The 24,549-nt window shown below is 35.8% G+C and carries 22 protein-coding genes and 1 pseudogene; 21 read left to right on the top strand and 2 right to left on the bottom strand.

Features of this window, described 5'->3' with window-relative positions:
• Positions 1-40: 40 nt before the first annotated feature.
• Positions 41-646 (bottom strand): 2,3-bisphosphoglycerate-dependent phosphoglycerate mutase, encoded by a 606-nt coding sequence (locus FNW21_RS02055; protein ID WP_144255064.1) that lies wholly within the window; start codon positions 644-646, stop codon positions 41-43.
• A gap of 146 nt (positions 647-792) precedes the next feature.
• On the opposite strand from FNW21_RS02055, the gene FNW21_RS02060 reads away from it, so the two are divergent.
• The 8 genes from FNW21_RS02060 to FNW21_RS02095 all read left to right on the top strand — a co-directional run bounded on the left by FNW21_RS02060 (position 793) and on the right by FNW21_RS02095 (position 5,864).
• Positions 793-1,266, top strand: coding sequence for a Dps family protein (locus FNW21_RS02060; RefSeq protein ID WP_144255065.1), 474 nt, complete (start codon positions 793-795; stop codon positions 1,264-1,266).
• 12 nt (positions 1,267-1,278) lie between these two features.
• A complete protein-coding gene (locus FNW21_RS02065) occupies positions 1,279-1,827 on the top strand; it encodes an NADPH-dependent FMN reductase (protein WP_144255066.1) in 549 nt (182 codons plus the stop codon).
• Positions 1,827-2,213 (top strand): hypothetical protein, encoded by a 387-nt coding sequence (locus tag FNW21_RS02070; RefSeq protein ID WP_144255067.1) that lies wholly within the window; start codon positions 1,827-1,829, stop codon positions 2,211-2,213. The genes FNW21_RS02065 and FNW21_RS02070 overlap by 1 nt, the downstream gene beginning before the upstream one ends.
• 128 nt (positions 2,214-2,341) lie before the next feature.
• Complete coding sequence (locus FNW21_RS02075; protein WP_144255068.1) at positions 2,342-2,815, top strand: ferritin-like domain-containing protein; 474 nt, start codon at positions 2,342-2,344, stop codon at positions 2,813-2,815.
• Between the two features lie 171 nt (positions 2,816-2,986).
• Positions 2,987-3,748 (top strand): MlaE family ABC transporter permease, encoded by a 762-nt coding sequence (locus FNW21_RS02080; RefSeq protein ID WP_144255069.1) that lies wholly within the window; start codon positions 2,987-2,989, stop codon positions 3,746-3,748.
• 5 nt (positions 3,749-3,753) lie between these two features.
• Positions 3,754-4,488, top strand: coding sequence for an ABC transporter ATP-binding protein (locus tag FNW21_RS02085; RefSeq protein ID WP_144255070.1), 735 nt, complete (start codon positions 3,754-3,756; stop codon positions 4,486-4,488).
• Positions 4,489-4,561: 73 nt separating this feature from the next.
• Positions 4,562-5,509, top strand: a complete 948-nt coding sequence (locus FNW21_RS02090; protein WP_144255071.1) for an MlaD family protein — start codon at positions 4,562-4,564, stop codon at positions 5,507-5,509.
• A 130-nt stretch (positions 5,510-5,639) separates the two neighbouring features.
• Positions 5,640-5,864 (top strand): hypothetical protein, encoded by a 225-nt coding sequence (locus FNW21_RS02095; protein WP_144255072.1) that lies wholly within the window; start codon positions 5,640-5,642, stop codon positions 5,862-5,864.
• A gap of 126 nt (positions 5,865-5,990) precedes the next feature.
• On the opposite strand, the gene FNW21_RS02100 is transcribed toward FNW21_RS02095, so the two are convergent.
• Positions 5,991-6,824 (bottom strand): universal stress protein, encoded by an 834-nt coding sequence (locus FNW21_RS02100; protein WP_144255073.1) that lies wholly within the window; start codon positions 6,822-6,824, stop codon positions 5,991-5,993.
• 191 nt (positions 6,825-7,015) lie between these two features.
• Between FNW21_RS02100 and mnmE the strand changes: the two genes are divergently transcribed.
• The 13 genes and pseudogenes from mnmE to FNW21_RS02160 all read left to right on the top strand — a co-directional run bounded on the left by mnmE (position 7,016) and on the right by FNW21_RS02160 (position 24,539).
• A complete protein-coding gene (gene mnmE, locus FNW21_RS02105; protein WP_144255074.1) occupies positions 7,016-8,404 on the top strand; it encodes a tRNA uridine-5-carboxymethylaminomethyl(34) synthesis GTPase MnmE in 1,389 nt (462 codons plus the stop codon).
• A 288-nt stretch (positions 8,405-8,692) separates the two neighbouring features.
• A pseudogene (locus FNW21_RS02110) lies at positions 8,693-9,712 on the top strand (PDDEXK nuclease domain-containing protein).
• 165 nt (positions 9,713-9,877) lie between these two features.
• Positions 9,878-11,425, top strand: coding sequence for a type I restriction-modification system subunit M (locus tag FNW21_RS02115; RefSeq protein WP_144255075.1), 1,548 nt, complete (start codon positions 9,878-9,880; stop codon positions 11,423-11,425).
• Positions 11,422-12,432 carry a virulence RhuM family protein gene (locus tag FNW21_RS02120; RefSeq protein ID WP_144255076.1) on the top strand — a complete coding sequence of 337 codons (1,011 nt, stop codon included), beginning with the start codon at positions 11,422-11,424 and terminating at the stop codon, positions 12,430-12,432. The genes FNW21_RS02115 and FNW21_RS02120 overlap by 4 nt, the downstream gene beginning before the upstream one ends.
• A complete protein-coding gene (locus tag FNW21_RS02125) occupies positions 12,429-13,559 on the top strand; it encodes a restriction endonuclease subunit S (protein ID WP_144255077.1) in 1,131 nt (376 codons plus the stop codon). The genes FNW21_RS02120 and FNW21_RS02125 overlap by 4 nt, the downstream gene beginning before the upstream one ends.
• 8 nt (positions 13,560-13,567) lie before the next feature.
• The gene (locus FNW21_RS02130; RefSeq protein WP_144255078.1) at positions 13,568-13,822 is read left to right on the top strand and encodes a virulence protein; all 255 of its coding nucleotides are present in this window, start codon (positions 13,568-13,570) and stop codon (positions 13,820-13,822) included.
• Positions 13,823-13,834: 12 nt separating this feature from the next.
• Entirely contained in the window at positions 13,835-14,710 is an 876-nt protein-coding gene (gene fic / locus FNW21_RS16755; protein ID WP_144255079.1) for a protein adenylyltransferase Fic, read from the top strand.
• A gap of 23 nt (positions 14,711-14,733) precedes the next feature.
• Positions 14,734-17,838, top strand: coding sequence for a type I restriction endonuclease subunit R (locus FNW21_RS02140; RefSeq protein WP_144255080.1), 3,105 nt, complete (start codon positions 14,734-14,736; stop codon positions 17,836-17,838).
• A 221-nt stretch (positions 17,839-18,059) separates the two neighbouring features.
• The gene (locus FNW21_RS16760; protein WP_394344682.1) at positions 18,060-18,185 is read left to right on the top strand and encodes a DUF6922 domain-containing protein; all 126 of its coding nucleotides are present in this window, start codon (positions 18,060-18,062) and stop codon (positions 18,183-18,185) included.
• Positions 18,186-18,489: 304 nt separating this feature from the next.
• Complete coding sequence (locus FNW21_RS02145; RefSeq protein ID WP_144255081.1) at positions 18,490-19,590, top strand: Fic family protein; 1,101 nt, start codon at positions 18,490-18,492, stop codon at positions 19,588-19,590.
• A gap of 86 nt (positions 19,591-19,676) precedes the next feature.
• Positions 19,677-20,033 (top strand): hypothetical protein, encoded by a 357-nt coding sequence (locus FNW21_RS02150; RefSeq protein ID WP_144255082.1) that lies wholly within the window; start codon positions 19,677-19,679, stop codon positions 20,031-20,033.
• 110 nt (positions 20,034-20,143) lie between these two features.
• On the top strand, positions 20,144-20,863 hold the full coding sequence (locus FNW21_RS02155; protein WP_144255083.1) for a DUF4339 domain-containing protein: 720 nt from the start codon (positions 20,144-20,146) through the stop codon (positions 20,861-20,863).
• 268 nt (positions 20,864-21,131) lie between these two features.
• A complete protein-coding gene (locus FNW21_RS02160) occupies positions 21,132-24,539 on the top strand; it encodes a transglutaminase family protein (RefSeq protein ID WP_144255084.1) in 3,408 nt (1,135 codons plus the stop codon).
• Positions 24,540-24,549 lie beyond the last annotated feature (10 nt).

Here is a 24,549-nt window from a genome sequence, read left to right on the forward strand (position 1 = left end):
AAAATTTTTCAATCTTTTATATTAAATATTAGAAGTATAATTACAAATAATTGACTTGTAAAACCTTCAAATTGGCATCAAAAACATACTTTTTTGGGATACCCGTTGGAATGTTCAAATTTGAAATATGTTCAGGGCTAATATGCTCTAAATACATCACTAAAGCCCGCAAACTATTGCCGTGAGCCACAATCAAAATGGTTTGATCCAATTTTAATTGTGGCTCAATTGCGTGTTGATAAAACGGAATCGTTCGCTTGAAAGTGTCTTCTAAACTTTCGCCATTGGGCGGACGAATGGCATAACTTCTTCGCCAAATTTCGACTTGCTTCAATCCATATTTTGCAATGGTTTCGTCTTTATTCAAACCTTGCAAACTACCGTAATCTCTTTCGTTCAAAGCTTTGTCAAGAATGATGGGAATGTTATTTTGATGGATTTCCTCCAGAATAATTCGCAAACTTTCCTGCGCTCTTTTCAATGTCGAAGTATAGGCAAAATCAAATGTGTAACCCACCAATTTTTGTCCAGCCCATTGCGCTTCTTTTGCGCCCAATGCGGTCAAACCAATGTCCAAACTGCCTGTAAAACGGTTTTCGAGATTGTAAATCGATTGTCCGTGGCGGATTAAAATGAGTGTTGCCATACCTTTTTATTTATTTGATATAAAGATAACTAAACTCCTCATAATCAATTAAAAAACTATGAATTATACAAGATTCCATTCTTTTTGTATAACAAAAAAACAGTTTTTGATTGGCAACTTTGTGGTTATAAATTAAAAATTTTATTATGAAACCAAACATCGGAATTACAGAAAAAAACACGGAGGCAGTAGCTAATTATTTGCAGAAATTATTGGCAGATGAATTTGTACTTTATACCAAAACCAAAAACGCACACTGGAATATAGAAGGTGCCGATTTTTATGATGTTCATAAATTTTTTGAATCACAATTTGGTCAAATTGACGAAATTACGGATAACATTGCCGAGCGAATTCGTGCCATTGGGCATTATACCGCCTCATCATTGAAAAATTTTTTAAGTTTGACACATCTTTCAGAAGTTACGGAACATCAAAATGATAGTCAAGGTTTTATGCGTGAATTGTTAGAAAGTCACGAAAGTATTATCCTTTATATTCGAGAAATTATTACGCCTATTAGCGATGATTTTAAGGATTTAGGCACCGCCGATTTTGTAACTGGACTTATAGTAACCCACGAAAAAATGGCTTGGTTTTTAAGAGCGCATTTAAAATAAAAACTCAAAATCATGCACATTTCAATTCTATCATCAAGTATCAGAACAGGTCGAAAAAGCCACAATATAGCCCTTTATTTCCAACACTTTTTAAACGAAAATAGGCTAGCAACCGTCGAAATTTTGGATCTGGCATCCTATAATTTTCCACTTTTTGAATCCCCACTAAAATACCAACCCAATCCGAGTAGGATTGCATTGGAATTTAAAAGTAAAATTGTTGCTTCGGACGGAATTATCATTGTAACTCCAGAGTACAATGGCAGTATTCCTGCCAGTTTAAAAAATGCAATCGATTTATTGTACGAAGAATGGCAAGGAAAACCCATTGCTTTTTCGACGGCTTCGTCAGGCGATTTTGGTGGGTTGCAAGCAATCACCCATTTGCAATTTATATTTTGGAAAATTGGTGCGCTGTGTGTTTCTAAAAACTTTCCAGTATCCAAAGTTCAAGAGAAATTTGACGAATTTGGTCTTCCAATTGACCCTCAAGAAATGGATGAATTTGCACAAATTTTTATCGATAATTTTTTGAAATGTGTTGAAGTAAGTCAAAAATAATGGATTTGGCTACCCAATTAATCTGGCTTTTTGTACTTGCAATTCCCATTGCCTGTGTGGCTTGGACGGTTACGCACGAGGAAATTTTCAAAGAGCCACGAGATTTTTGTGTTCGGAAAAGTCAAAATTCCAAAACAATAGTGCAGCGCAAACTATTCTATCTTTTTACTTGCGAATATTGTTTTAGTCATTATGTGAGCTTGTTTTTCATCTTTTTCACGGACTTTAAATTGCTTTTAGACGATTGGCGAGGTTATGCCATTGCGCTGTTTTCGTTGGTTTGGATTGCCAATGTTTATATGAGTCTTTTTGCTTTTATTCGGCAAGATATTAAAAGAGAAAAATGTGAAATTGAAGAAATTCAAAGTCATACAAAAAAATTATAGCAAACCCATTCCAAAAAAAATCCAAAATCTAGGAATATTACAACTTATTCTAAAAGTTATATAACAGTTTAAAACCCTAATATATAGAATTTTACAAAACAAAATAACAAACTTTAAATCATATAAAAATGGAAAACGAGAACATAATTGAAGTATTAAACTCCTTAATTATAATCAATAACGACCGAATCGAGGGTTATAAAACCGCCGAAGCAGAGGCCAAAGAAACCGATTTGAAAATGCTTTTTGGAGATTTGATGGAAACCAGCGTACAAAACCGAAAAGAGTTAGTCGCCGAGGTAACTCGATTGGGAGCAACTCCAGATGAAGGCACGCGAGTTACCGGAAAATTCTTTAGAGTTTGGATGGATGTCAAAGCCGCTTTTACAGGAAGCGATCGAAAAGCAATTCTGGATTCCTGCGAATATGGCGAAGATGTAATTCTTGATACCTACAAGAAAATCCTAATTCAAGATCATCAAGAAGTTCGTCCAAGAGAACAAGATATGCTCAACAAACACTATGCGTTGCTCAAAGCAGATCACGACAAAGTGAAACAATTGCGTGATATCATTGCCAACGAAAAAAGACTTCAAGAATAGTTGGTAATCGTTTTTAACTAAATTGTCCATTTTGATTAAAAACGAGTACTAAATAGTATTTGTCAAGAGAAGAAGTTGTCACCAAAATAAAAGTTTTGGTACTAACAAATACTATTTTTTTTAACCTACACGTTTTTTTATATCGTGTAGGTTTTCTTAATAACAGCCATTATGATCCAATCCTACTTTAAAGATATTTGCGAAGAAACTGGAAATTTTGCCCTTTTTGGGGGACGATTTTTCCGAGAAATTGTCAAACTTCCGTTTCAAATCAACGAGTTTTTTCGGCAATGTTATGCCATTGGCTATAAATCCTTGCCTTTGGTTTCCATCACTGGTTTTATAATGGGATTGGTTTTGACCATTCAATCCCGTCCTACAATGACCAAGTTTGGAGCCGAAAGTTGGTTGCCCAGCATGGTTTCGTTATCCTTGATTCGAGAAATTGCCCCCGTGATTACTGCCTTGATTTGTGCTGGCAAAATAGCCTCGGGAATAGGAGCTGAATTGGGCTCGATGAAAGTTACCGAACAAATAGACGCTATGGAAGTTTCGGCCATAAATCCCTATAAATACTTGGTGGTGACCCGCATTTTAGCAACCACTTTAATGGTACCAATATTAGTTATTTATGCCGATTTTGTGGGTGTTTTTGGAGGATATATCGGTTTCAACGTACACGGCGATATGGGATTGTACCGCTATTTTTCGGATGTTTTTGAGCATTTGGAATTTCTCGATTTGATGCCTGCCGTAATCAAAACCTTTTTCTTTGGTTTTTTTATAGGTTTAATAGGCTGTTACAAAGGATTTAATGCCTCCAGCGGAACCGCAAGCGTAGGTATTGCTGCCAACGAAGCCGTGGTTTCGGCATCGCTCGCCATCTTTATTATCGATATGATGGCGGTGCAACTAACCGATTTGTTTTTTTAGAAATTATGCCAAACGAAACCATCATATCCATCAAAAACCTATGGAAATCATTCGGAAAAAATGACGTCTTAAAAGGCGTAAATCTCACTGTAAACAAAGGCGAAGATTTGGTAATTCTAGGACGTTCAGGCTCTGGAAAATCGGTTACTATAAAATGTTTGGTCGGCTTGGTCGAAGCCGATAAAGGCAAAATAGCAGTTTTTGGAACCGATATTACCAACCTTAAAAACGAAGAATTGAACAAAATCCGAGTTCGAGTAGGATTTATGTTCCAAAACGGCGCCTTGTACGACTCCATGTCGGTGCGACAAAATCTGGCTTTTACGCTAAAACACCACACCAAAGATTTATCTGATGAAGAAATCGAAAAAAAAATCATCGAAGCCCTAGAAAATGTGGGTTTAAAGGAAGCCATCGACACCATGCCAGCCGAATTATCGGGCGGTATGCGCAAGCGAATAGGACTCGCTAGAACGCTCATCATAAACCCCGAAATCATTTTGTATGACGAACCAACCTCTGGTTTGGACACCATAACGTCACGAGAAATTAGTGAATTGATTCTTTCGGTACAAAAAAAATACAAAACCACATCCATCATCATCACCCACGATATGGCTTGTGCTAAAATGACCGGAAACCGAATTATGATTCTCAAAGACGGCGTAATCAATGCCGAAGGAACCTATGATGAATTAGAAAAAAGCGAAGACGAATGGGTGCGGTCGTTTTTTATATAATCCCATCAACCCTTTCAACCCTCAACCCTGTCAGGGTTTTGAACCCTGACAGGGTATTAAACAAATAAAAATTATGAAAAAATCTTCAAATTATACCTGGAAATTAGGAATGTTTGTCCTCTTGGGAATCACATTGTTTACCGTAACAATCTATTTTATAGGCAAAAGCAAAAATTTGTTTGGATCCAATTTTCATCTCAAATCACATTTCAAAAACGTCAGCGGACTCAAAGTGGGCAACAATGTCTTGTTCTCTGGCATCACAGTAGGAACGATTAAAAACATCGAATTTATAACCGATTCGGTCGTGGTGGTGGACTTGATTATAAAGGAAGAAATCCAGCAATTTATCAAAACCGATGCCATTGCCAGCATAGGATCCGATGGCTTGATGGGCGACAAAGTTTTGACCATTTCGCCCGGAACATCCTCCAACGAAATCGTAAAAGACAACGCCACCATTGGCTCTACACAAGCTATAGAACTCGAAGATTTGATGAAGGGATTAAAAAAAAGCGTGGATAATGCTCAAATTGTAACGCTACAATTATCCGAATTTAGCACCAAAATCAACAAAGGAAAAGGCGCATTGAACAAAGTCTTGACCGACGAAGAATTTGCAAATGGCGTACAAAAAATGATGACCAATTTGCAATTAAGCTCCACCGAATTTCTCGTTTTCACCAAAAAAATGAACGACGAAAACGGCACATTATCCAAGTTGATGACCAATCCCGACTATGCCAATTCAATCGAAAAAACACTCCACAATCTCGAAAAAAGTTCCAATGAATTCAACGCTTTTACCCAAAAACTAAACTCGGACAAAGGCATTTTGTCTAAATTGGTTACCAACGAACGTTTAGCAACATCACTGGACTCGTCCTTGACTAACATCGAAAAAGGTTCCAAAGAGTTGCTGGAAATCGAGGAAGCCGCCAAACATAATTTCTTGTTGCGAGGTTTTTTTAAGAAAAAGAAAAAAGCCGAGGAACAAAAAAAATTGGTATCTGAAAAGTAAAACCTTTACATTATATAAAACCTACAAATAACTATATAACAATTATTTAAAATAGTTTAAATAAATTTACAGGTGTTTTAAAAAATATATAATTCCTAACTACTACCGTTAATTTTTAATCTTTTATAAAATGAAAACAGAAGCCGAACTCAACGAAAATATTCTAAAAATCACCACCACCATTCGGAACGAATTTCCAGAATTAATAAAATTTTTGAATGAAATGCCCGTTACCATTCCTACGGATCAATCCCCAGAAATGAACAACAAAATCTTACAAGAGTATTATGATTCCCTACTGAATTTGCTGCGGAAGTATGCTCCCAATCATCCTAGTTGTATGAATAATTTTTGATTTTGAAAGGTTTTCAAAACTGATTTAAATAAAAAAATCTGCTGCATCCGGTGATATTTTTCACCCAGATTTAGCAGATTCTTTTTTGAAGTTTATCTAAAAAAAGAACACTTTTTGCAGCTCTTTTTAATTTTCATGCAAAGCCAAAATTGGAATTTCAGAAAAATTAGATAATTTCCGAGTCAAACTAGGATGGAACAATTCGACAAAAAAGTTTCTTTTGTAGGTTACCATTGCCAGAATATCGATGCTTTTGTGAGAGACAAAATCTAAAATAGTGCCCTGAACATCATCCGATGGCAATACCGAAAAATGAATGGGTTCGTGTTCAAACTCTTTTTCCCAAGCTTTAATTGTATCGGCTAACACGTCCGAATTACTGGTTTTAACATACAAACAACGTACTTCGGCTTTGGTTTTTTTGGCAATTTCCAGTATTCGTTTTAGTGCGTTTTTATCTTTTTCTCGGTAACGAGTGGTAAAACCTATTGTTTCTATTTTTTTGAATTTTGCGGCAAGCGGCACACTCAAAACGGGAACCGTAACAGCGGACAATACCGCGCCAGTATTAGAACCAATAAAAAAAGATTCCCATCCAGTTGCGCCCGAAGTTCCCATGACTACAAAATCTATCGCCTCTTCTTCAATGGCTTTTTTGATGGTATACACTAAATCGCCATCCATTAAACGGTGCGTAAATTTTATATCACCCAAATCATTTGCGACCGCTAGAGCCCGAAGTTTTGGAACTTCCTCTTTGAACAAATCAAATTGAGCGAGTTGCATCGATTCGAAAATCATATAATAATTATCCGGCGTAAACTGATTGTCAACTATAGGCAGTTCAAACGTATGCAAAAGCACCAATTCGCCTTGAACCACCTTGGCCAGTTGGAGTGCGTGCACAAAAGCGTTGTTGGCCACGTCAGAAAAATCAGTAGGAAAGAGTATTTTTTTCATGATAAAAATGTTTAGGGTACTCCCCTATTTATCCTATAAAGTTACGCAAACTTCCTGCTAAAATAACTGATAATTATCAGTTTGGCAGTTATTTAACGTTCCCTTAATTTATAAAAATAAGCCCCAATAAAAATAGTAAACTCGGAAAAATGAACCGCCTATTTTACTTACTTTTGCCTAAAATTTTGAGCATGATTCCACACGATTCCATAGTAGCACTGGCAACTCCATCTGGTGCAGGCGCAATAGCCATAATCCGAATTTCTGGTAACGAGGCCATTACTATTGGCAATTCGGTTTTTAAATCCATCAAAAACAAAGAACTCACGCAACAAAAAACGCACACCTTGCATTTAGGGCATATTATGGACGGTACTAAAACGCTCGACGAGGTTTTGGTTTCCATTTTCAAAGGGCCTAATTCCTACACGGGCGAAAATACCATCGAGATTTCCTGCCACGGATCAACTTATATACAGCAACAAATTATTCAGTTATTACTACGTAAAGGCTGTCGTATGGCGGATCCAGGCGAATTTACCTTACGCGCGTTCCTGAACGGAAAACTCGATTTGAGCCAAGCCGAAGCCGTAGCCGATTTAATTTCATCAGACAATGAAGCTTCACACCAAATTGCGATGCAGCAAATGCGAGGCGGTTTCTCGAACGAAATCGCTAAACTACGGGAAGAATTATTGAATTTTGCGTCACTTATCGAACTCGAATTGGACTTTGCCGAGGAAGATGTGGAGTTTGCGGATAGAACCCAATTTCAGGAGTTGTTGAACCGAATCGAGTTTGTCTTGAAACGATTAATTGACTCATTTTCGGTTGGAAACGTCATCAAAAACGGCATTCCTATAGCCATTGTGGGCGAACCCAATGTAGGGAAATCGACTTTGCTAAACGCTTTGCTGAACGAAGAACGCGCCATAGTATCCGAAATTGCGGGCACCACTCGGGACACAATTGAGGATGAATTGGTAATTGGCGGCATTGGTTTCCGATTCATAGATACAGCCGGAATTCGAGAAACACAAGATGTGGTAGAAAGCATAGGAATACGAAAAACGTTCGAAAAAATAGAGCAAGCGCAAGTGATTGTTTATTTGTTTGACAGTGCAAAATTTAAAGTTTCGAGTTCCGATTTTATTATAGAAATCGAAAAAATAAAGAACCAGTTTCCCCTAAAACCGTTGGTAATTATTGGCAATAAAATGGATGTTTTAACCGAAACTGACATCCATACTCTAAAGGCTACAATTCCAAATATCCTGCTTATTTCTGCCAAAAGCAAGCTAGGCATCGATGAACTTCAAAACACCTTACTCTCCTTTGTCAATACAGGTGCTTTGCGAAATAACGAAACAATAGTCACTAATACAAGGCACTACGATTCCTTACTAAAAGCTTTGGACGAAATACAAAAAGTAAAATTTGGAATCGAAACCAATTTATCCAGCGACTTAATGGCACTCGACATCAAGGAAGCCTTGTACCAGTTTGGAATGATTACTGGCCAAGTTACGAATGACGAATTGTTAGGAAATATTTTTGCTAATTTTTGTATTGGAAAGTAATCACCGTATTTATTTTTTTGCAATAGGTTTTAAGAAAATTCCGTTTTTTATTGCGTAGAAATACATACCTATCTTTCTTACTTTTTTTGATTACCATGTCTATCCTTTTTCAATTTCAATCCTTACATTCCGTTGCTTTTTAGTATGTTTGTAGATTATACGTTTCAACTGCTATCACAACATAATTGTAGCGTTTATTCAAATAACAATTTTGAATTACGAATGCACTGCGTTCGCAATTCAAAAAAAGTAGATTTTTTATAATACAACAGCAGCATAAGTAATTATATGGCAGATAAAACCAACAGTTTATCAATTTCAGAAAATGATTTATTCATTGAGTTATCACAACTTATTGAGCAAAGCAAACAACAAGTAGCGGTTCAAGCCAATAGTGCTGTTACTATTTTGTTTTGGCAAGTTGGTAATCGCATCAATCAAGATATACTACAAAACAAACGTGCCGAATACGGAAAACAAATTGTGCCGACAGTGTCGGCACAATTGGAAAACAAATACGGTAGAAATTTTGAAGTAAAAAATCTCCGTCGAATGATGCAATTTGCTGAACAGTTTACAGATTTTCAAATTGTCGTGACACTGTCACGACAATTGAGCTGGTCTCATTATTTAGCCATATTACCAATAAAAACCCACGAAGCCAAAGTGTTTTATGCAAATCAAGTGGGTAATAGTTTTATGAGCGTCAGAGAATTAAGAAGACAAATTGCTTTAAAAGCTTTCGAAAGAACAAACATTGCCGATGCACAAATTATCGAATCAACGAATATTCCATTCAATACATTCAAAGATCCTTACATTTTAGATTTATTTGGTTTGCAAAACACATTTTTAGAAAAAGATTTAGAAGAGGCAATACTATACGATTTAGAAACTTTTATACTCGAATTAGGTAAAGGTTTTACGTTTGTAGAACGTCAAAAAAGAATGATTATTGACGGCGAAGATTTTAATTTAGATTTGCTTTTCTACCACCGTAAACTAAAACGATTAGTCGCAATAGAATAAAAATTAGGTAAATTCCAAGCCAAACACAAAGGGCAAATGGAATTATACCTCAAATGGCTGGACAAATACGAAAAGCAAGAAGGAGAAAATACACCTATCGGTTTAATACTTTGTGCCGAAAGTAGCAGAGAACAAATTGAATTACTCGAAATGCACAAAGACGGAATAATGGTTGCCGAATATTGGACAGACTTACCTCCAAAAAGACAGTTTGAAGAAAAAATACATTTGCTAGTTGCCGAAGCCAAAGAAAGAATAGAAAGAAAAAAGTTGATGTGAAAATTCGAAAATAAGAAAATTGAAGAAAGCGAAAAACACGAATAATTATAAAGTAAAAATAAAAGCTTTTTACTATTGGTATAAAGCTTTAAAAATAGAAATAATTACACGTTGAAAAAGTCAATAAAGAATACTTAAATATAAAGATTTACAAAAACATAAATAATGACAAGTACAATACAAAGAGCAGAATTACAAGCAAAAATATGGAAAATTGCCAATGAGGTGCGTGGCTCTGTAGATGGGTGGGATTTCAAACACTTTGTATTAGGTGCGCTTTTCTATCGCTTTATAAGTGAGAATTTCACAAAATATATTGAAGGTGGTGATGATAGTGTAAACTATGCAAACTACCCTGACAAAGACATTACTCGTGATATAAAAGATGATGCAATTAAAACAAAAGGATATTTCATATTACCAAGCCAACTTTTTACAAACGTGGTCAATACTGCCAATACCAATCCAAACCTGAATACAGATTTAAAAGCCATTTTTGTATCCATTGAAAGTTCCGCAAATGGATATCCATCGGAAGAAGATATAAAAGGCTTATTTGCCGATTTTGACACCACCAGTATGCGACTTGGAAACACCGTTGAAAGCAAAAACAGCCGTTTAGCATCGGTTTTAAAAGGTGTTGAAGAACTAAATTTCGGTAATTTTGAAGATAACGAAATAGACCTTTTTGGCGATGCTTATGAATTTCTTATTGGCAATTATGCAGCCAATGCTGGTAAATCGGGTGGTGAGTTTTTTACTCCTGTGCACGTTTCTAAACTTATTGCGCAATTGGCAATGCACAAACAAGAAAAAGTAAACAAAATTTATGATCCTGCGGCAGGTTCTGGCTCTTTATTGCTTCAAGCAAAAAAACACTTTGATGCACATATCATTGAAGAAGGATTTTTTGGTCAAGAAATAAATCATACTACTTATAACTTGGCTCGTATGAATATGTTTTTACACAACATCAACTACGACAAGTTTAATATAGCTTTAGGCGATACACTTCATCATCCTCACTTTATTGATGACAAACCGTTTGATGCCATTGTTTCAAACCCACCTTATTCGGTAAAATGGGTTGGAGATGATGACCCAACACTTATAAATGATGACCGTTTTGCTCCTGCTGGAGTGCTTGCTCCTAAATCAAAAGCCGATTTTGCATTTGTACTGCACGCATTGAGTTATCTTTCCAGTAAAGGACGTGCAGCATTAGTGTGTTTTCCTGGTATTTTTTATCGCGGTGGTGCCGAACAAAAAATCAGAAAGTACCTAGTAGATAACAATTTTGTAGAAACCATCATTTCTGTAGCACCCAATTTGTTTTATGGCACTTCTATAGCAGTAACAATTCTGGTACTTTCAAAACACAAGACAGATAATACAACGCAATTTATTGATGCCAGTGGCGAAGATTTCTTCAAGAAGGTGACCAACAACAATATGATGACTGATGCGCATATTGAAAAAATAATGGCCTTATTTGATAGTAAAGAAGATGTAGAACATGTTGCAAAATCTATTGACAATACTAAAATTGGGGAGAACGATTATAATTTATCAGTTAGTTCTTATGTAGAAGTGAAAAACAACCGTGAGAAAACTAACATCGTTGAATTGAACGCAGCAGTTGCCAAAACAGTACTAAAAATAAATAAACTACGTGCAGACATTGATGCCATTATAAACGAAATTGAAGCATGAGCGACGAAAAAAGAGAAGTAATTATTTACAAAGCAGCTGATGGGCTTTCTGAACTTTCGGTGCAATTAGAAAATGAAACGGTGTGGCTCACTCAAAAACAACTGGTTGAGTTATATCAAGCCGCTAAATCAACTGTAAGCGAACATATTAAAAATATTTATGAAGACGAGGAGCTTACCGCTGAAGCAACTGTTCGGAAAACCCGAACAGTTCAAACGGAAGGCAATAGAGAGGTTAGTCGCGAATTAGATTACTATAACCTAGATATGATTATTGCGCTGGGGTATCGAATCAATTCTAAAATTGCAACTCGCTTTCGTCAATGGGCTACCCAACGTCTTAAAGAGTATATTGTTAAAGGTTTTACCATGGACGATGATCGGCTTAAAAACTTGGGTGGTGGCAACTATTGGAAAGAGTTATTAGATCGTATTCGAGACATCCGCTCTAGCGAAAAAGTAATGTACCGCCAAGTGCTGGATTTATATGCAACCGCCACAGATTATGACCCAAGAAGGGATGAAAGTTTACAGTTTTTCAAAATAGTTCAAAACAAATTGCACTATGCAGCACACGGCAACACCGCAAGCGAAGTTCTTTTTTTACGGGTAGATAGCGATAAACCTTTTGCAGGGTTAACCAACTTTAAAGGCGACCAACCCACGCAAGCAGAGGCCATGGTTGCAAAGAATTTTTTGGAAGAAAAAGAGCTGAAAATACTGAACAATTTAGTAGCTGCCTATTTTGATTTAGCAGAACTAAACACCATTGAAGAACGCGAAATGTGCATGCAAGATTATGTACGCGAATTGGATAACATTCTAACCTCTACTGGTCGTAAAGTGCTAACCAACGCAGGTAGCGTTTCTTATGCTCAAGCCGAGCAAAAGGCAAAGCTGGAATACCAAAAATATAAAGTAAAAACGCTTAGTACCGTAGAAAACGATTATTTAAAAACCATAGCTGAATTAGAAAAAACAGCAAAAAAACAAAGTCGTAAAAAATGAGTTTTCTAGAAAAATTATTAAACGGCGAAGTTGTCGAGTGGAAACCTTTAGATGAGTATGCAGATTATGAGCAGCCGACTAGGTATTTAGTAAATTCAAAAAATTATAGTGATAATTTTAAAACACCAGTTTTGACAGCTGGAAAAACGTTTATTCTTGGATATACAGATGAAACTGATGGTATTAATAAAGCATCAGAAAATCCTGTTATTATTTTTGATGATTTTACTACAGCCAATAAATGGGTTGATTTTGATTTTAAAGCGAAATCATCTGCAATGAAAATGATAATATCAAAAGACGAGTCAAAAGCATCATTAAAATACATTTACTATTGGTTAAACACTTTACCAAGTGAATTAGTTGATGGCGACCACAAAAGACAATGGATCAGCAATTATACAAAGAAACTTATACCAATTCCCTGCCCAGATAATCCCAAAAAATTATTAGAAATTCAACAAAAAATAGTTGCAATTCTGGATACATTTATGGAGCTTACAGCAGAGCTTACAGCAGAGCTTACAGCACGAAAAACGCAATATAGTTATTATAGAGAGAAGTTGCTAACTTTTGATGAAGGTAAAGTTGAATGGAAACGTTTAGAAGAAGTAGGAGAAATTAAACGTGGAGTGGCATTTACAAAAAAGCAGTCGGTATTTGGCAAATTTCCCGTAGTTGCTAATGCGGCTGAACCTATAAGTTTTCATAATGAATTTAATAGAAATGGTGAATTTATTGTTGTCTCTAGATCAGGAGCAAATGCTGGACTGGTAAGTTATTGGAATGAAGAATTATTTTTAACAGATGCTTTTAGTATTCATCCAAATGGTTCAGTTTTAAATACAAAATTTGCTTTTTATTTTTTAAAAAGAAATCAAAGGGAAATTCATTTAATGAAGGAAGGAAGTGGCGTACCGCATGTTAGAGCATCTGATTTCGAAGTTTATAAAATTCCCATCCCATCATTACAAGAACAAGAGCGCATTGTTTCCATTCTAGACAAATTTGACATTTTAACTAATTCTATCAGCGAAGGTTTGCCCAAAGAAATAGCGTTAAGAAAAAAACAATATGAGTATTACAGAGATTTGTTATTAACATTTCCAAAAGATAATTTACAATAATAGAAGTTATGCAAAGTGAAATTATCATTTATCAAACAGAAGACGGCACAACTAAAATCCAAACCCGTTTAGAAAACGAAACCGTTTGGCTCAATCAAGAGCAAATGGCCGAACTGTTTCAAAGAGATAGAAGCGTAATAACCAAACATATTGGTAATATTTTCAATGAAGGCGAATTAGAAGAAAAAAGCAATGTGCAAATTTTGCACATTAGTAGTTCAGACAAACCGGTCAAATTTTACAGTCTTGATGTTATCATTTAATAAGGATCCATTATGTCTAAGGTTTCAATACGTTTTTTTGATGATCGCGAAGTGCGAGCCGTTTGGGACGATGAAAATTCCAAATGGCGGTTCTCGGTATTAGATATTATAGCGGTATTGCGAAACCAAGATGACTATACTAAAAACCGAAACTATTGGAAATACCTAAAAGCCAAACTTAAAAAAGAAAATAGTGAGTTGGTTAGTAGCACTACCCAACTGAAATTAGTAGCCAATGATGGCAAACGCTATTTGACCGATATGCTCGACTACGAAGGCATTATAACCTTAGGAAAAGAATTTCCCAGCAAAACTGCCAACCGATTTATAGATTGGTTTACTTATAGCCCAGAAAGCATAGATGGCAAAAGCAAAACCAAGGCGTATGCTTTATTTGAAACCAGTTTTTCAGATAGCATCGAAGTAGGCACAGCCAAAGGCTTACAACAAATACATGCCTACATTTTTGGCGGGTTATATGATTTTGCAGGGCAAATAAGAACCAAAAACATTGCCAAAGGTGGCTATAGATTTGAGTATGCAAACTATCTAAATAGCACTTTGCTACAAATAGACACTATGCCTGAAACCAATTTTGATGAAATTGTAGAAAAATATGTAGCGATGAACAAAGCCCATCCATTTATGGAGGGTAACGGCAGAAGTACCCGAATTTGGTTAGACTTGATATTGAAAAAGCAATTAAAAAAATGCGTAGATTGGAGCAAAATAAGCAAAACCAATTATATGAATGCAATGATAATTAGCTCGGTAGATAGTAGCGTTTTAAATTCATTACTCAAAACAGCACTTACCACCGACATTAAAAGCCGAGAAATGTATATGAAAGGAATAGATTATTCATACTATTATGAAGAAAATGAATAAATGATTCCAAATAACAAATAAACATGACACAGTATAAAACCATAGCAGAATCAAACAATTTTATTGTTTTAGATAATTACAATAAACATTCAATTTTAAATGAGCCACCAGCGGTTTATCAAACTGAGGCAGCTCTTGAGAAAGAATTTATCCAAGATTTAATCAATCAAGGATATGAAAATCCTAATCTAAATACTAATGAAGCCATGTTGGCTAATGTGAGAGTACAATTGCAAGCATTGAATTACATGGAATTTTCAGACAGTGAATGGCTTCGTTTTGTAGAAGAATATTTAGATAAGCCAAGTGATAATTTAGTCGAAAAAACTAGAAAAATTCATGATAATTACATCTACGATTTTGTTTTTGATGATGGACATATTCAAAATATTTATTTAGTAGACAAAAAAAATGTTGCTCGTAATAAGGTTCAGGTCATCTCACAATTTCAACAAAAAGGAACCAATTCCAATCGCTATGATGTTACAATTCTAGTCAATGGCTTACCATTGGTACAAGTAGAACTAAAAAAACGAGGCGTTGCCATTCGTGAAGCTTTTAATCAATTACATCGTTATTCCAAAGAGAGTTTTAATAGTAGTAACTCGCTATATAAATACTTACAGATTTTTGTTATCACAAATGGAACTGATAGCCGTTATTTTGCAAACACCGTGGAGCGAAATAAAAACAGTTTTGACTTTACCATGAACTGGGCCAAAGCCGATAATACATTAATCAAAGACCTGAAAGATTTTACGACAACCTTTTTTGATAAACGCACGTTGTTAAACGTATTGCTCACCTATTCGGTTTTCGATACAAGTGATACACTACTTATCATGAGACCCTATCAAATTGCAGCAACAGAAAGAATGCTATGGAAAATTTCAAGTTCCTATCAAGCTAAAAATTGGTCTAAAGCCCAAAGTGGTGGTTATATTTGGCATACCACAGGTTCAGGTAAGACACTAACGAGTTTTAAAGCGGCTCGTCTAGCTACAGAATTGGATTTTATTTATAAAGTTTTCTTTGTGGTAGACCGTAAAGATTTGGACTTTCAAACTATGAAAGAATACCAAAGATTTTCTCCAGATAGTGTGAACGGCTCAGATAGTACCGCAGGTTTGAAGAGAAATCTTGAAAAAGAGGACAATAAGATAATTGTCACAACCATTCAGAAGCTAAACCATCTAATGAAAAGCGAGAATGATTTAGCTATTTATCAAAAGCAAGTGGTATTCATTTTTGATGAAGCACATCGTTCTCAATTTGGAGAAGCTCAAAAAAATCTAAATAAAAAGTTTAAAAAATTCTATCAATTTGGTTTTACGGGTACCCCAATCTTTCCTGAAAATGCTTTAGGTGCAGAAACAACAGCAAGTGTTTTTGGTCGTGAATTACATTCTTATGTAATAACAGATGCTATTAGAGATGAAAAAGTGCTTAAATTCAAAGTAGATTACAATGATGTACGAGCACAGTTTAAGAGTATAGAAACAGAAATTGATGAGAAAAAGTTAACGGCTGCTGAAAACAAAAAAGCATTTTTACATCCAGCACGTATCAAAGAAATTTCACAATATATTATAAAGAATTTTAGAATAAAAACACACAGAAATCAAGGAGGAAACAAAGGGTTTAACGCCATGTTTGCAGTAAGTAGTGTGGATGCTGCTAAATGTTATTATGAGGAATTAAACAACCAGCAAAAAGACAATGAAAAGCCTTTAAGAATTGCAACAATATTCTCCTATGCTGCCAATGAAGAACAGAGTGCAGTTGGTGAAATAGTAGATGAAAACTTTGAGCCATCTGCTATGGATAGCAGTGCCAAAGAATTTTTAACGTCAGCAATAAATGACTATAATGCCATGTTCAAAACTAGTTTTGGGGTAGAAAGTAAAGAGTTCCAAAACTATTACCGTGACCTTGCAAAACGTGTAAAAAATAAAGAAATTGACCTTATCATTGTAGTGGGTATGTTCCTTACTGGTTTTGATGCGCCAACACTTAATACTTTATTTGTAGATAAGAACTTGCGTTATCATGGTTTAATGCAAGCTTTTTCACGTACTAATCGTATTTATGATGCGACAAAAACCTTTGGAAATATTATTACTTTTAGAGATTTAGAAACAGCTACTGTTGATGCCATAACATTATTTGGAGACAAGAACACTAAAAATGTTGTACTCGAAAAAAGCTATAAAGAATTTTTAGATGGATTTACAGATGTTGCTACAGGAGAAGCACGCAGAGGTTTTGTGGATGTAGTAAAAGAATTAAACGAAAAGTTCTCGAATCCAGATGAAATAATAACAGAAAAAGATAAAAAAGAGTTCTCAAAACTATTTGGAGAGTACTTGCGAGTTGAAAACATCCTACAGAATTACGATGAGTTCACCAATCTCAAAGCACTTCAAAAAATAGATATAAATGATACAGAAGCCATTGCAGCATTTAAAGAAGCTTACTTTGTAACAAACGAAGAAATAGCTATTATGCAAGAGATAAACTTGTTGCCAGAGAGAATGATTCAAGATTATCGATCTACCTATAATGATATACGTGATTGGTTAAGACGAGAAAAAAATGGCGCAGCATCAGAAGAATCAACTATTAATTGGGATGATGTTGTATTTGAAATAGATTTGCTTAAATCTCAAGAAATAAACCTTGATTATATTCTTGAATTGATTTTTAATCATAATAAAAAGAATAAAGATAAAGCCACCTTGATAGAAGAAATCCGAAGAGTGATTCGCGCAAGTATAGGTAACAGAGCAAAAGAAAGTTTAGTTGTAGATTTTATTAATGAAACAGACCTTGAAACTATTCAAGATAAAGCGAATGTTATAGATTCATTCTTCAAATATGCCCAAGATAAACAGAAAAAAGAGGCTTCGGAATTAATTACAGAGGAGAACTTAAATGAAGACGAAGCTAAACGATATATTTCAGCATCATTGAAGCGTGAGTTTGCTAATGAAAACGGAACAGAACTAAATGCGATTTTACCTAAAATGAGTCCTTTAAATCCTCAATATTTAACAAAAAAGCAAAGCGTTTTTCAAAAAATAGCCACATTTGTAGAGAAGTTTAAAGGTGTTGGAGGTCAATTATAGCAATACAATATCATAAGTAATTGAATATAAAGAGTTAGTATAAATACTAAAAGCCAATAGGGGTTAGCGTTTTTTGTTAATAATTTAATTGGTTTTGGCACTTCAAGAAAGAGCAATTAAACACTAAAAAATTTAATTGCCAAAATAGAACTATAATGGTTTGATGATAATATTTTTTATAATTCAGCATCACATAACACTAAATTCACTAATTTTGCATAGTGAAACAATCAGTAAACATAGCAACAATTTTTCCCAAACACTTATTTTGGGATATGGATCATAGTAAACTTAATCTATCTAAAGATAAGGCTATTATAATCCCAAGAGCTTTGTTTACTTCATAGCCTACACCGAACGAAGTCGAAGGTCTAATTGCATTTTTTTAAATAACATTTTGTATCTATAAATCTGTTTTTAAAAAGGTGTTTTCTACTGGAAAATTATTGTTTAAAAACGTGCTTTACTGGAAAATCGTTTGTATTTAATCCTAAAAACACTCTTTTAGTGGAAAATACAAAAAGGCCATAACTGCTTTATAATGGAAAATATTTGTGGTATTTAAACGGCTTATTCTCCGCAAATTAAGCGGAGAATATAACAGAAAGCGGAGAATAAGTATTATATTTACCGCAAAAAATGCGGAGAATAATGAAATATAGCTATCAAAATGAAAACTGGCCATCCTTTACTTGGGATGCAACCGCTTTGCAGTCGCTAATAGGAATGGTAAGAAACAAGCAAGGCAAACTCATGGGAAAAATGGAAGCTATGGGATTTGCGTTGCAGGAACAAGCTTTGCTAGACACCTTGACAGTTGATGTTTTAAAATCCTCGAAAATAGAGGGAGAAATTCTAAATACAGATCAAGTACGCTCCTCTATTGCGAGACGATTAGGAATGGATATTGCAGGCCTTATTCCCTCTGATAGTACTGTTGATGGTGTCGTAGATATGATGCTGGATGCCACTCAAAACTTTGCTAAACCATTAGTAAAAGATCGATTATTTGGATGGCACAACTGTTTATTTCCAACAGGAAGAAGCGGAATTTATAAAATAAATATAGGCCAATGGAGAACCGACGATACTGGTCCCATGCAAGTAGTTTCTGGAGGATTTGGAAAAGAGAAAGTACATTTTCAAGCTCCAGATGCGATTCATTTAGAGAAAGAAATGAATCATTTTTTAGATTGGTTTGCTAACGAAAAGACTTTGGACCCCTTATTAAAAGCAGGAATTGCCCATTTATGGTTCATTACCCTCCACCCTTTTGATGATGGGAATGGTCGTATTGCCAGAGCCATTACCGATATGCAATTGTGTAAAGCTGATGGCAGCTCAAAACGATTTTATAGTATGTCAGCACAAATTCTTTTACAACGGAATGAATACTACACCATTTTAGAACAAACACAGAAAGGGAGCTTGGATATTACAAATTGGTTATTTTGGTTTTTCGAAAATGTATTAGCTGCCTTAAATGCGACCAACACTACTTTGGAACACGTTGTATTAAAAGCTAATTTCTGGGAAAAACTATATAACACACCACTAAACGAAAGACAAAAATTACTTCTTAATAAAATGTTAGATGGTTTTGAAGGGAAATTAACCTCAACAAAATGGGCAAAGATTGCAAAATGTTCTCCTGATACCGCTTTAAGAGATATTCAAGATCTGATTTTAAAAGGAATTGTAATGAAAGAGGATAAAGGGGGAAGAAGTACATCCTATACTGTTATCCTATAAAAATAATTTAAACTTTTATAAAATAAGTGATTAACTATTTTGAAGATCATTAAACAGCGAATACTAATTTTTGGGTAAGAAAATAAATGACAACACACGATTTAATAGGTAAATATTCCATTTCTGGAAGCAATCAGGAGGAGACTAATCAAATGACTTACAAAGGCATTTTGACTTTATCCTTGGACGAAAACAACCGCATCATAGCGCATTGGCTTATTAATAATGAGCAGGAGCAAATGGGTAACGGCTTCTTTAAAGACCGTATTCTCGTAATTAATTTCAACTACAACGAAGACAACAAAACCTATAAAGGAGTAGCGGTTTATCGCTGTATTAACAAGGATTTTCTCGATGGATTCTGGTCAGAAAAACACGGAAACCCGCTTTATTTAGGCAACGAACGTTGTTTGAGAATACAAAGTAGCGAACGGCCCAACTAAATTTAAGTTACCATAGAAACCGCTATCGATTTTGCAGTATCAAAAAATGATTGTAGCTTTGAAAAAATCGATTTAACAGACCTTTTACAGCTCACAGCATCCCTTATTTTATGAAAAAATACTATCTACACAACGGAACCGAAAGTAGCGGACCATTTGATATAGACGAACTAAAATCCAAAAAAATAACCCAAACTACTCCCGTATGGTTTGAAGGATTGGAAAAATGGAAAACAGCTGGTGAAATCGAAGCTCTAAAAACCATTTTTGTAGCAATCCCCCCTCCTATTGATATGTCTCGAGAAACGCCTCCATTGCAAAAAGTGGCGAACAATTCCTCGAAAAAGGAAATCCTTGGGTTATCCAAAAGTACTTTTTGGATTGCTTTTGGCGTAGTAATCGTATTGATTGGAATCACTATTTTGAACACCATTGAAGACAAAAGAACTCGAGAATTAGAACTCAAAAACCACAAAACAGAAGCCGAAAATTACCAATTGGAACTCCAACAAAAAGAAGCTGAAGATCAAAAAATACAGGCTGCTATGCAAGAAAAAGTAGCAGCTGAAAAAGTAATTGCCGATAAAAAACAAAGCGATAGTTCGAGACTTTTGGAAATTGAAAAAACATTGGCTAACTCCCAAATCAATTTAGATGCAGCTGAAAAAATGCTTACTAATGCAGCCGATTTTAAGTTGTTGCGAACTGCCACAGAAAAAAAAGAGCAACTTGATTTGTTGAAAAATACTACTGATTCTATTAAAAATGAAATAGAGCAACTCAAAAAAGAATCCAATCAACTAAAATTAGAATTGGAAAAAATACAGTAACACTTTCCCAAAAAAGCAATTACAAAAAAATTGTTGTTGTTTTTTAAAGCTTCCTTTACATAGCTAAAATCTTTGTATCGTTAGCAACTAGATTCTTTTTCAAGGTTTTTAATTCTATTTGCATTATTCTTATTTTAATTACCTAAAATTACCAATTTCAAAGTATTCGCAATCAAAACAGGGCTGTTATTATCATATAAATTCGATAAATAGTGATTTTTTTTCAATATTTGTAGTTTTCAAATACTATTCTAAAAAATACTTCCTTATGTCCATAAAAATAGCCATTTCACACAAAACAGCCTATACATTTGATCGAAGTGTAAAACTATTTCCACACATTTTCAGATTAAGACCTGCCGCACATTCCCGAACGGCTATTGAAGGCTATTCCTTCAAAATCTATCCCGAAAATCATTTTATCAATTGGCAGCAGGATCCTTTTGGGAACTATCAAGCAAGAGTCGTTTTTAACGAAAAGACAACCGAATTGCGGGTTGAAGTAGAAGTTATCGCCAAACTGGAAGTCATCAATCCGTTTGATTTTTTTATTGAAGAATATGCCGAAAATTTTCCTTTTCTCTACGACAATAAGTTGCATAAAGAGTTGATTCCGTATCTTGAAGTAAGACAAAATGAACGAGGAATGCTATTTGATGCTTTCGTGGCAAAACTAGCCGAGAAAAAAGACTTAATCACCGTTGATTTTTTGGTTTTTACCAATCAATTGGTATTTCAAACTTTAAGTTACAATATTCGTCTCGAAGTTGGGGTTCAAACTTGTGAAGAAACATTGCAAATACAAAGCGGTTCCTGCCGTGATTTTGCGTGGCTATTGGTTCAATGTTTGCGCAGTATTGGCTTGGCAGCCCGATTTGTTTCGGGTTATTTGGTGCAATTAACTTCGGACGTAAATTCGCTTGACGGCTCATCTGGTCCCGAAAATGATTTTACCGATTTACACGCTTGGGTCGAAGTCTATTTACCCGGAGCGGGATGGGTTGGACTCGATCCTACTTCAGGACTTTTTGCTGGCGAAGGACATATTCCGCTATGTTGCACGCCCGATTACGAAAGTGCCGCTCCCGTAACTGGTGCGAGCGAAATTTGCCAAGTGAATTTTGAATTTGACAACACCGTAACCCGCATTCACGAAGATCCAAGAGTGACCAAACCCTACACAGAACAGCAATGGTCAGCCATTATGGAAGTGGGTAATGTTGTCGAAAAAGACTTAATCGAAGGCGATGTCCGTTTGACAATGGGCGGCGAACCCACTTTTGTTTCCATAGACGATTTCGAATCTCCCGAGTGGAATTCTACTGCCGATGGGCCTTTGAAACGCAAACTGGCTTACGATTTGGCATTGCGATTAAAAGGTCGTTTTGCGCACGGCGGATTGCTTCATTTTGGTCAGGGAAAATGGTATCCCGGCGAGTTAATGCCACGCTGGCAATATGCTTTGTACTGGAGAAAAGACGGTTTCCCACTTTGGAAAAATGACACTTTAATTGCTAAAGAAGACGGTAAAAAATTTACTTTTCACGATGCCGAACGTTTTGCCATTGAACTGACAAAATACTTGGGCATCGATATTAAAAATATAAATCCTACTTATGAAGACCCTATTTATTGGGCTTTGGAAGAAGGAAAACTACCTGTAAATCTGGATCCGCTGGCTGTCAATCTAAAAGATTCTATTCAGCGCCATACTTTAGCAAAATTATTAGAAAAAGGTTTGAACAATCCATCTGGTTTTGTGTTGCCTTTAAAATGGATTCACGAAACCCAAAACTGGGTCAGCTGTGTTTGGGAATTCCGAAGAGGACAATGTTATTTGATTCCCGGCAACTCCCCTATTGGCTTGCGTTTGCCTTTGGAATCGTTGCCCGAAGTTTCTAAAAACAAAAGAGAGCAACCCGTTTCTAGAAGTTTATTTGAAGAATTACCCCCTTTGGGAGATTATTACCAATCTGTTAAAGAGCGATACGGTAGTGCTTCGCCAACTTACAAAGCGAATGTTGCTCCAAAATCGGAAGAGGAAACGGAAGAAAAGGAATCTTTATTATTTGAAGTAGAAACTTTTTCGACGGCAATGTGTGTAGAAGAACGGGACGGTATTATTTATGTTTTCCTTCCGCCAACGGACTATTTAGAAACGTATTTAGACCTAATTACTTCAGTTGAAGCCACTGCCGAGAAATTACAAATACCTGTTCGAATAGAAGGCTACCAACCCAAAACCGACTACCGCATCGAAAAAATGATGGTAACACCCGATCCTGGGGTTATCGAAGTCAATGTACATCCAGCGAAATCGTGGCAGGAAATTGTAGACAACACCACCGCTTTGTACGAAGAAGCTTTTCTTTCGCGTTTGGGAACTGATAAATTTATGGTCGATGGCCGTCACACTGGAACTGGTGGCGGAAATCACGTTACCCTTGGCGCAGCAAAACCAGAAGACAGTCCGCTATTGCGAAGACCTGATTTATTGCGAAGTTTGATTACCTATTGGCAACATCATCCTGTTTTGAGCTACCTTTTTGCAGGGCCTTTTATTGGGCCAACAAGTCAAGCGCCACGTATTGACGAAGGTCGTGACGAACGCTTGTATGAAATGGAAATTGCTTTTGAACAAATTCCGAAAGACGAAGAAGTTCCTTTTTGGATGGTGGATCGAATTTTTAGAAACTTACTGACCGATATTACAGGAAATACGCATCGAACTGAATTTTGCATCGACAAATTGTATTCTCCAGATTCGCCAACCGGACGTTTGGGAATACTGGAATTACGCGCTTTTGATATGCCTCCACACAAACACATGAATTTGGTTCAAAACCTATTGGTTCGTTCTTTGGTAGCGAAGTTTTGGAAAAACCCGTATGAAAAAAAATTAGTCCGTTGGGGAACAGAATTGCACGATAAGTTCTTGTTACCCCATTTTGCTTATTTGGATATGATTGATGTCGTTAATGATTTGAAAGAAGTGGGTTATGATTTTCACATTTCGTGGTTTGATCCCTTTTTCGAATTCAGATTCCCGCATCACGGAGGAATTACGGTAGATAATATTCAGTTGGAAATCCGTTTGGGAATAGAACCTTGGCACGTTTTGGGCGAGGAATTATCCAGTAATGGAACAGCACGTTTTGTAGATTCGTCTTTAGAAAGATTGCAAGTTAAAATTTCGGGAATCATTCCAGACCGTCATATTTTATTGTGTAAAGGCTGTAGAATTCCGTTAAGAAGTACGGGAACCAAAGGCGAATATGTAGCAGGAATCCGTTATAAAGCTTGGAATCCGCCATCGGCTTTGCATCCTAATATTGGCGTTGATGTTCCCTTGGTTTTCGATATTGTAGATACTTGGAACAATAAATCTATTGGCGGTTGTACCTATTTTGTTTCGCATCCCGGCGGTCGAAGTTATGAAACAGTACCTGTCAATAGTTACGAAGCCGAATCGAGAAAAATTAGTCGTTTTTGGGATTTTGGTCACACGCCATCCGCTATTTCTGAAAAAACTGCACCTGTAATTGATACACCTACGGTTTCGAGATTTGTGGCTCAAAACAAAACCAATCTAAAACCCGATACACCCATAGAATTAGTCAATCCCGAATACCCAAACACACTGGATTTAAGGCATTTTTGGGTGGCGAAAAAGTAAAAGTTTCTTG

The organism is Flavobacterium restrictum, from assembly GCF_007097245.1.
GTDB classification, from domain to species: domain Bacteria; phylum Bacteroidota; class Bacteroidia; order Flavobacteriales; family Flavobacteriaceae; genus Flavobacterium; species Flavobacterium restrictum.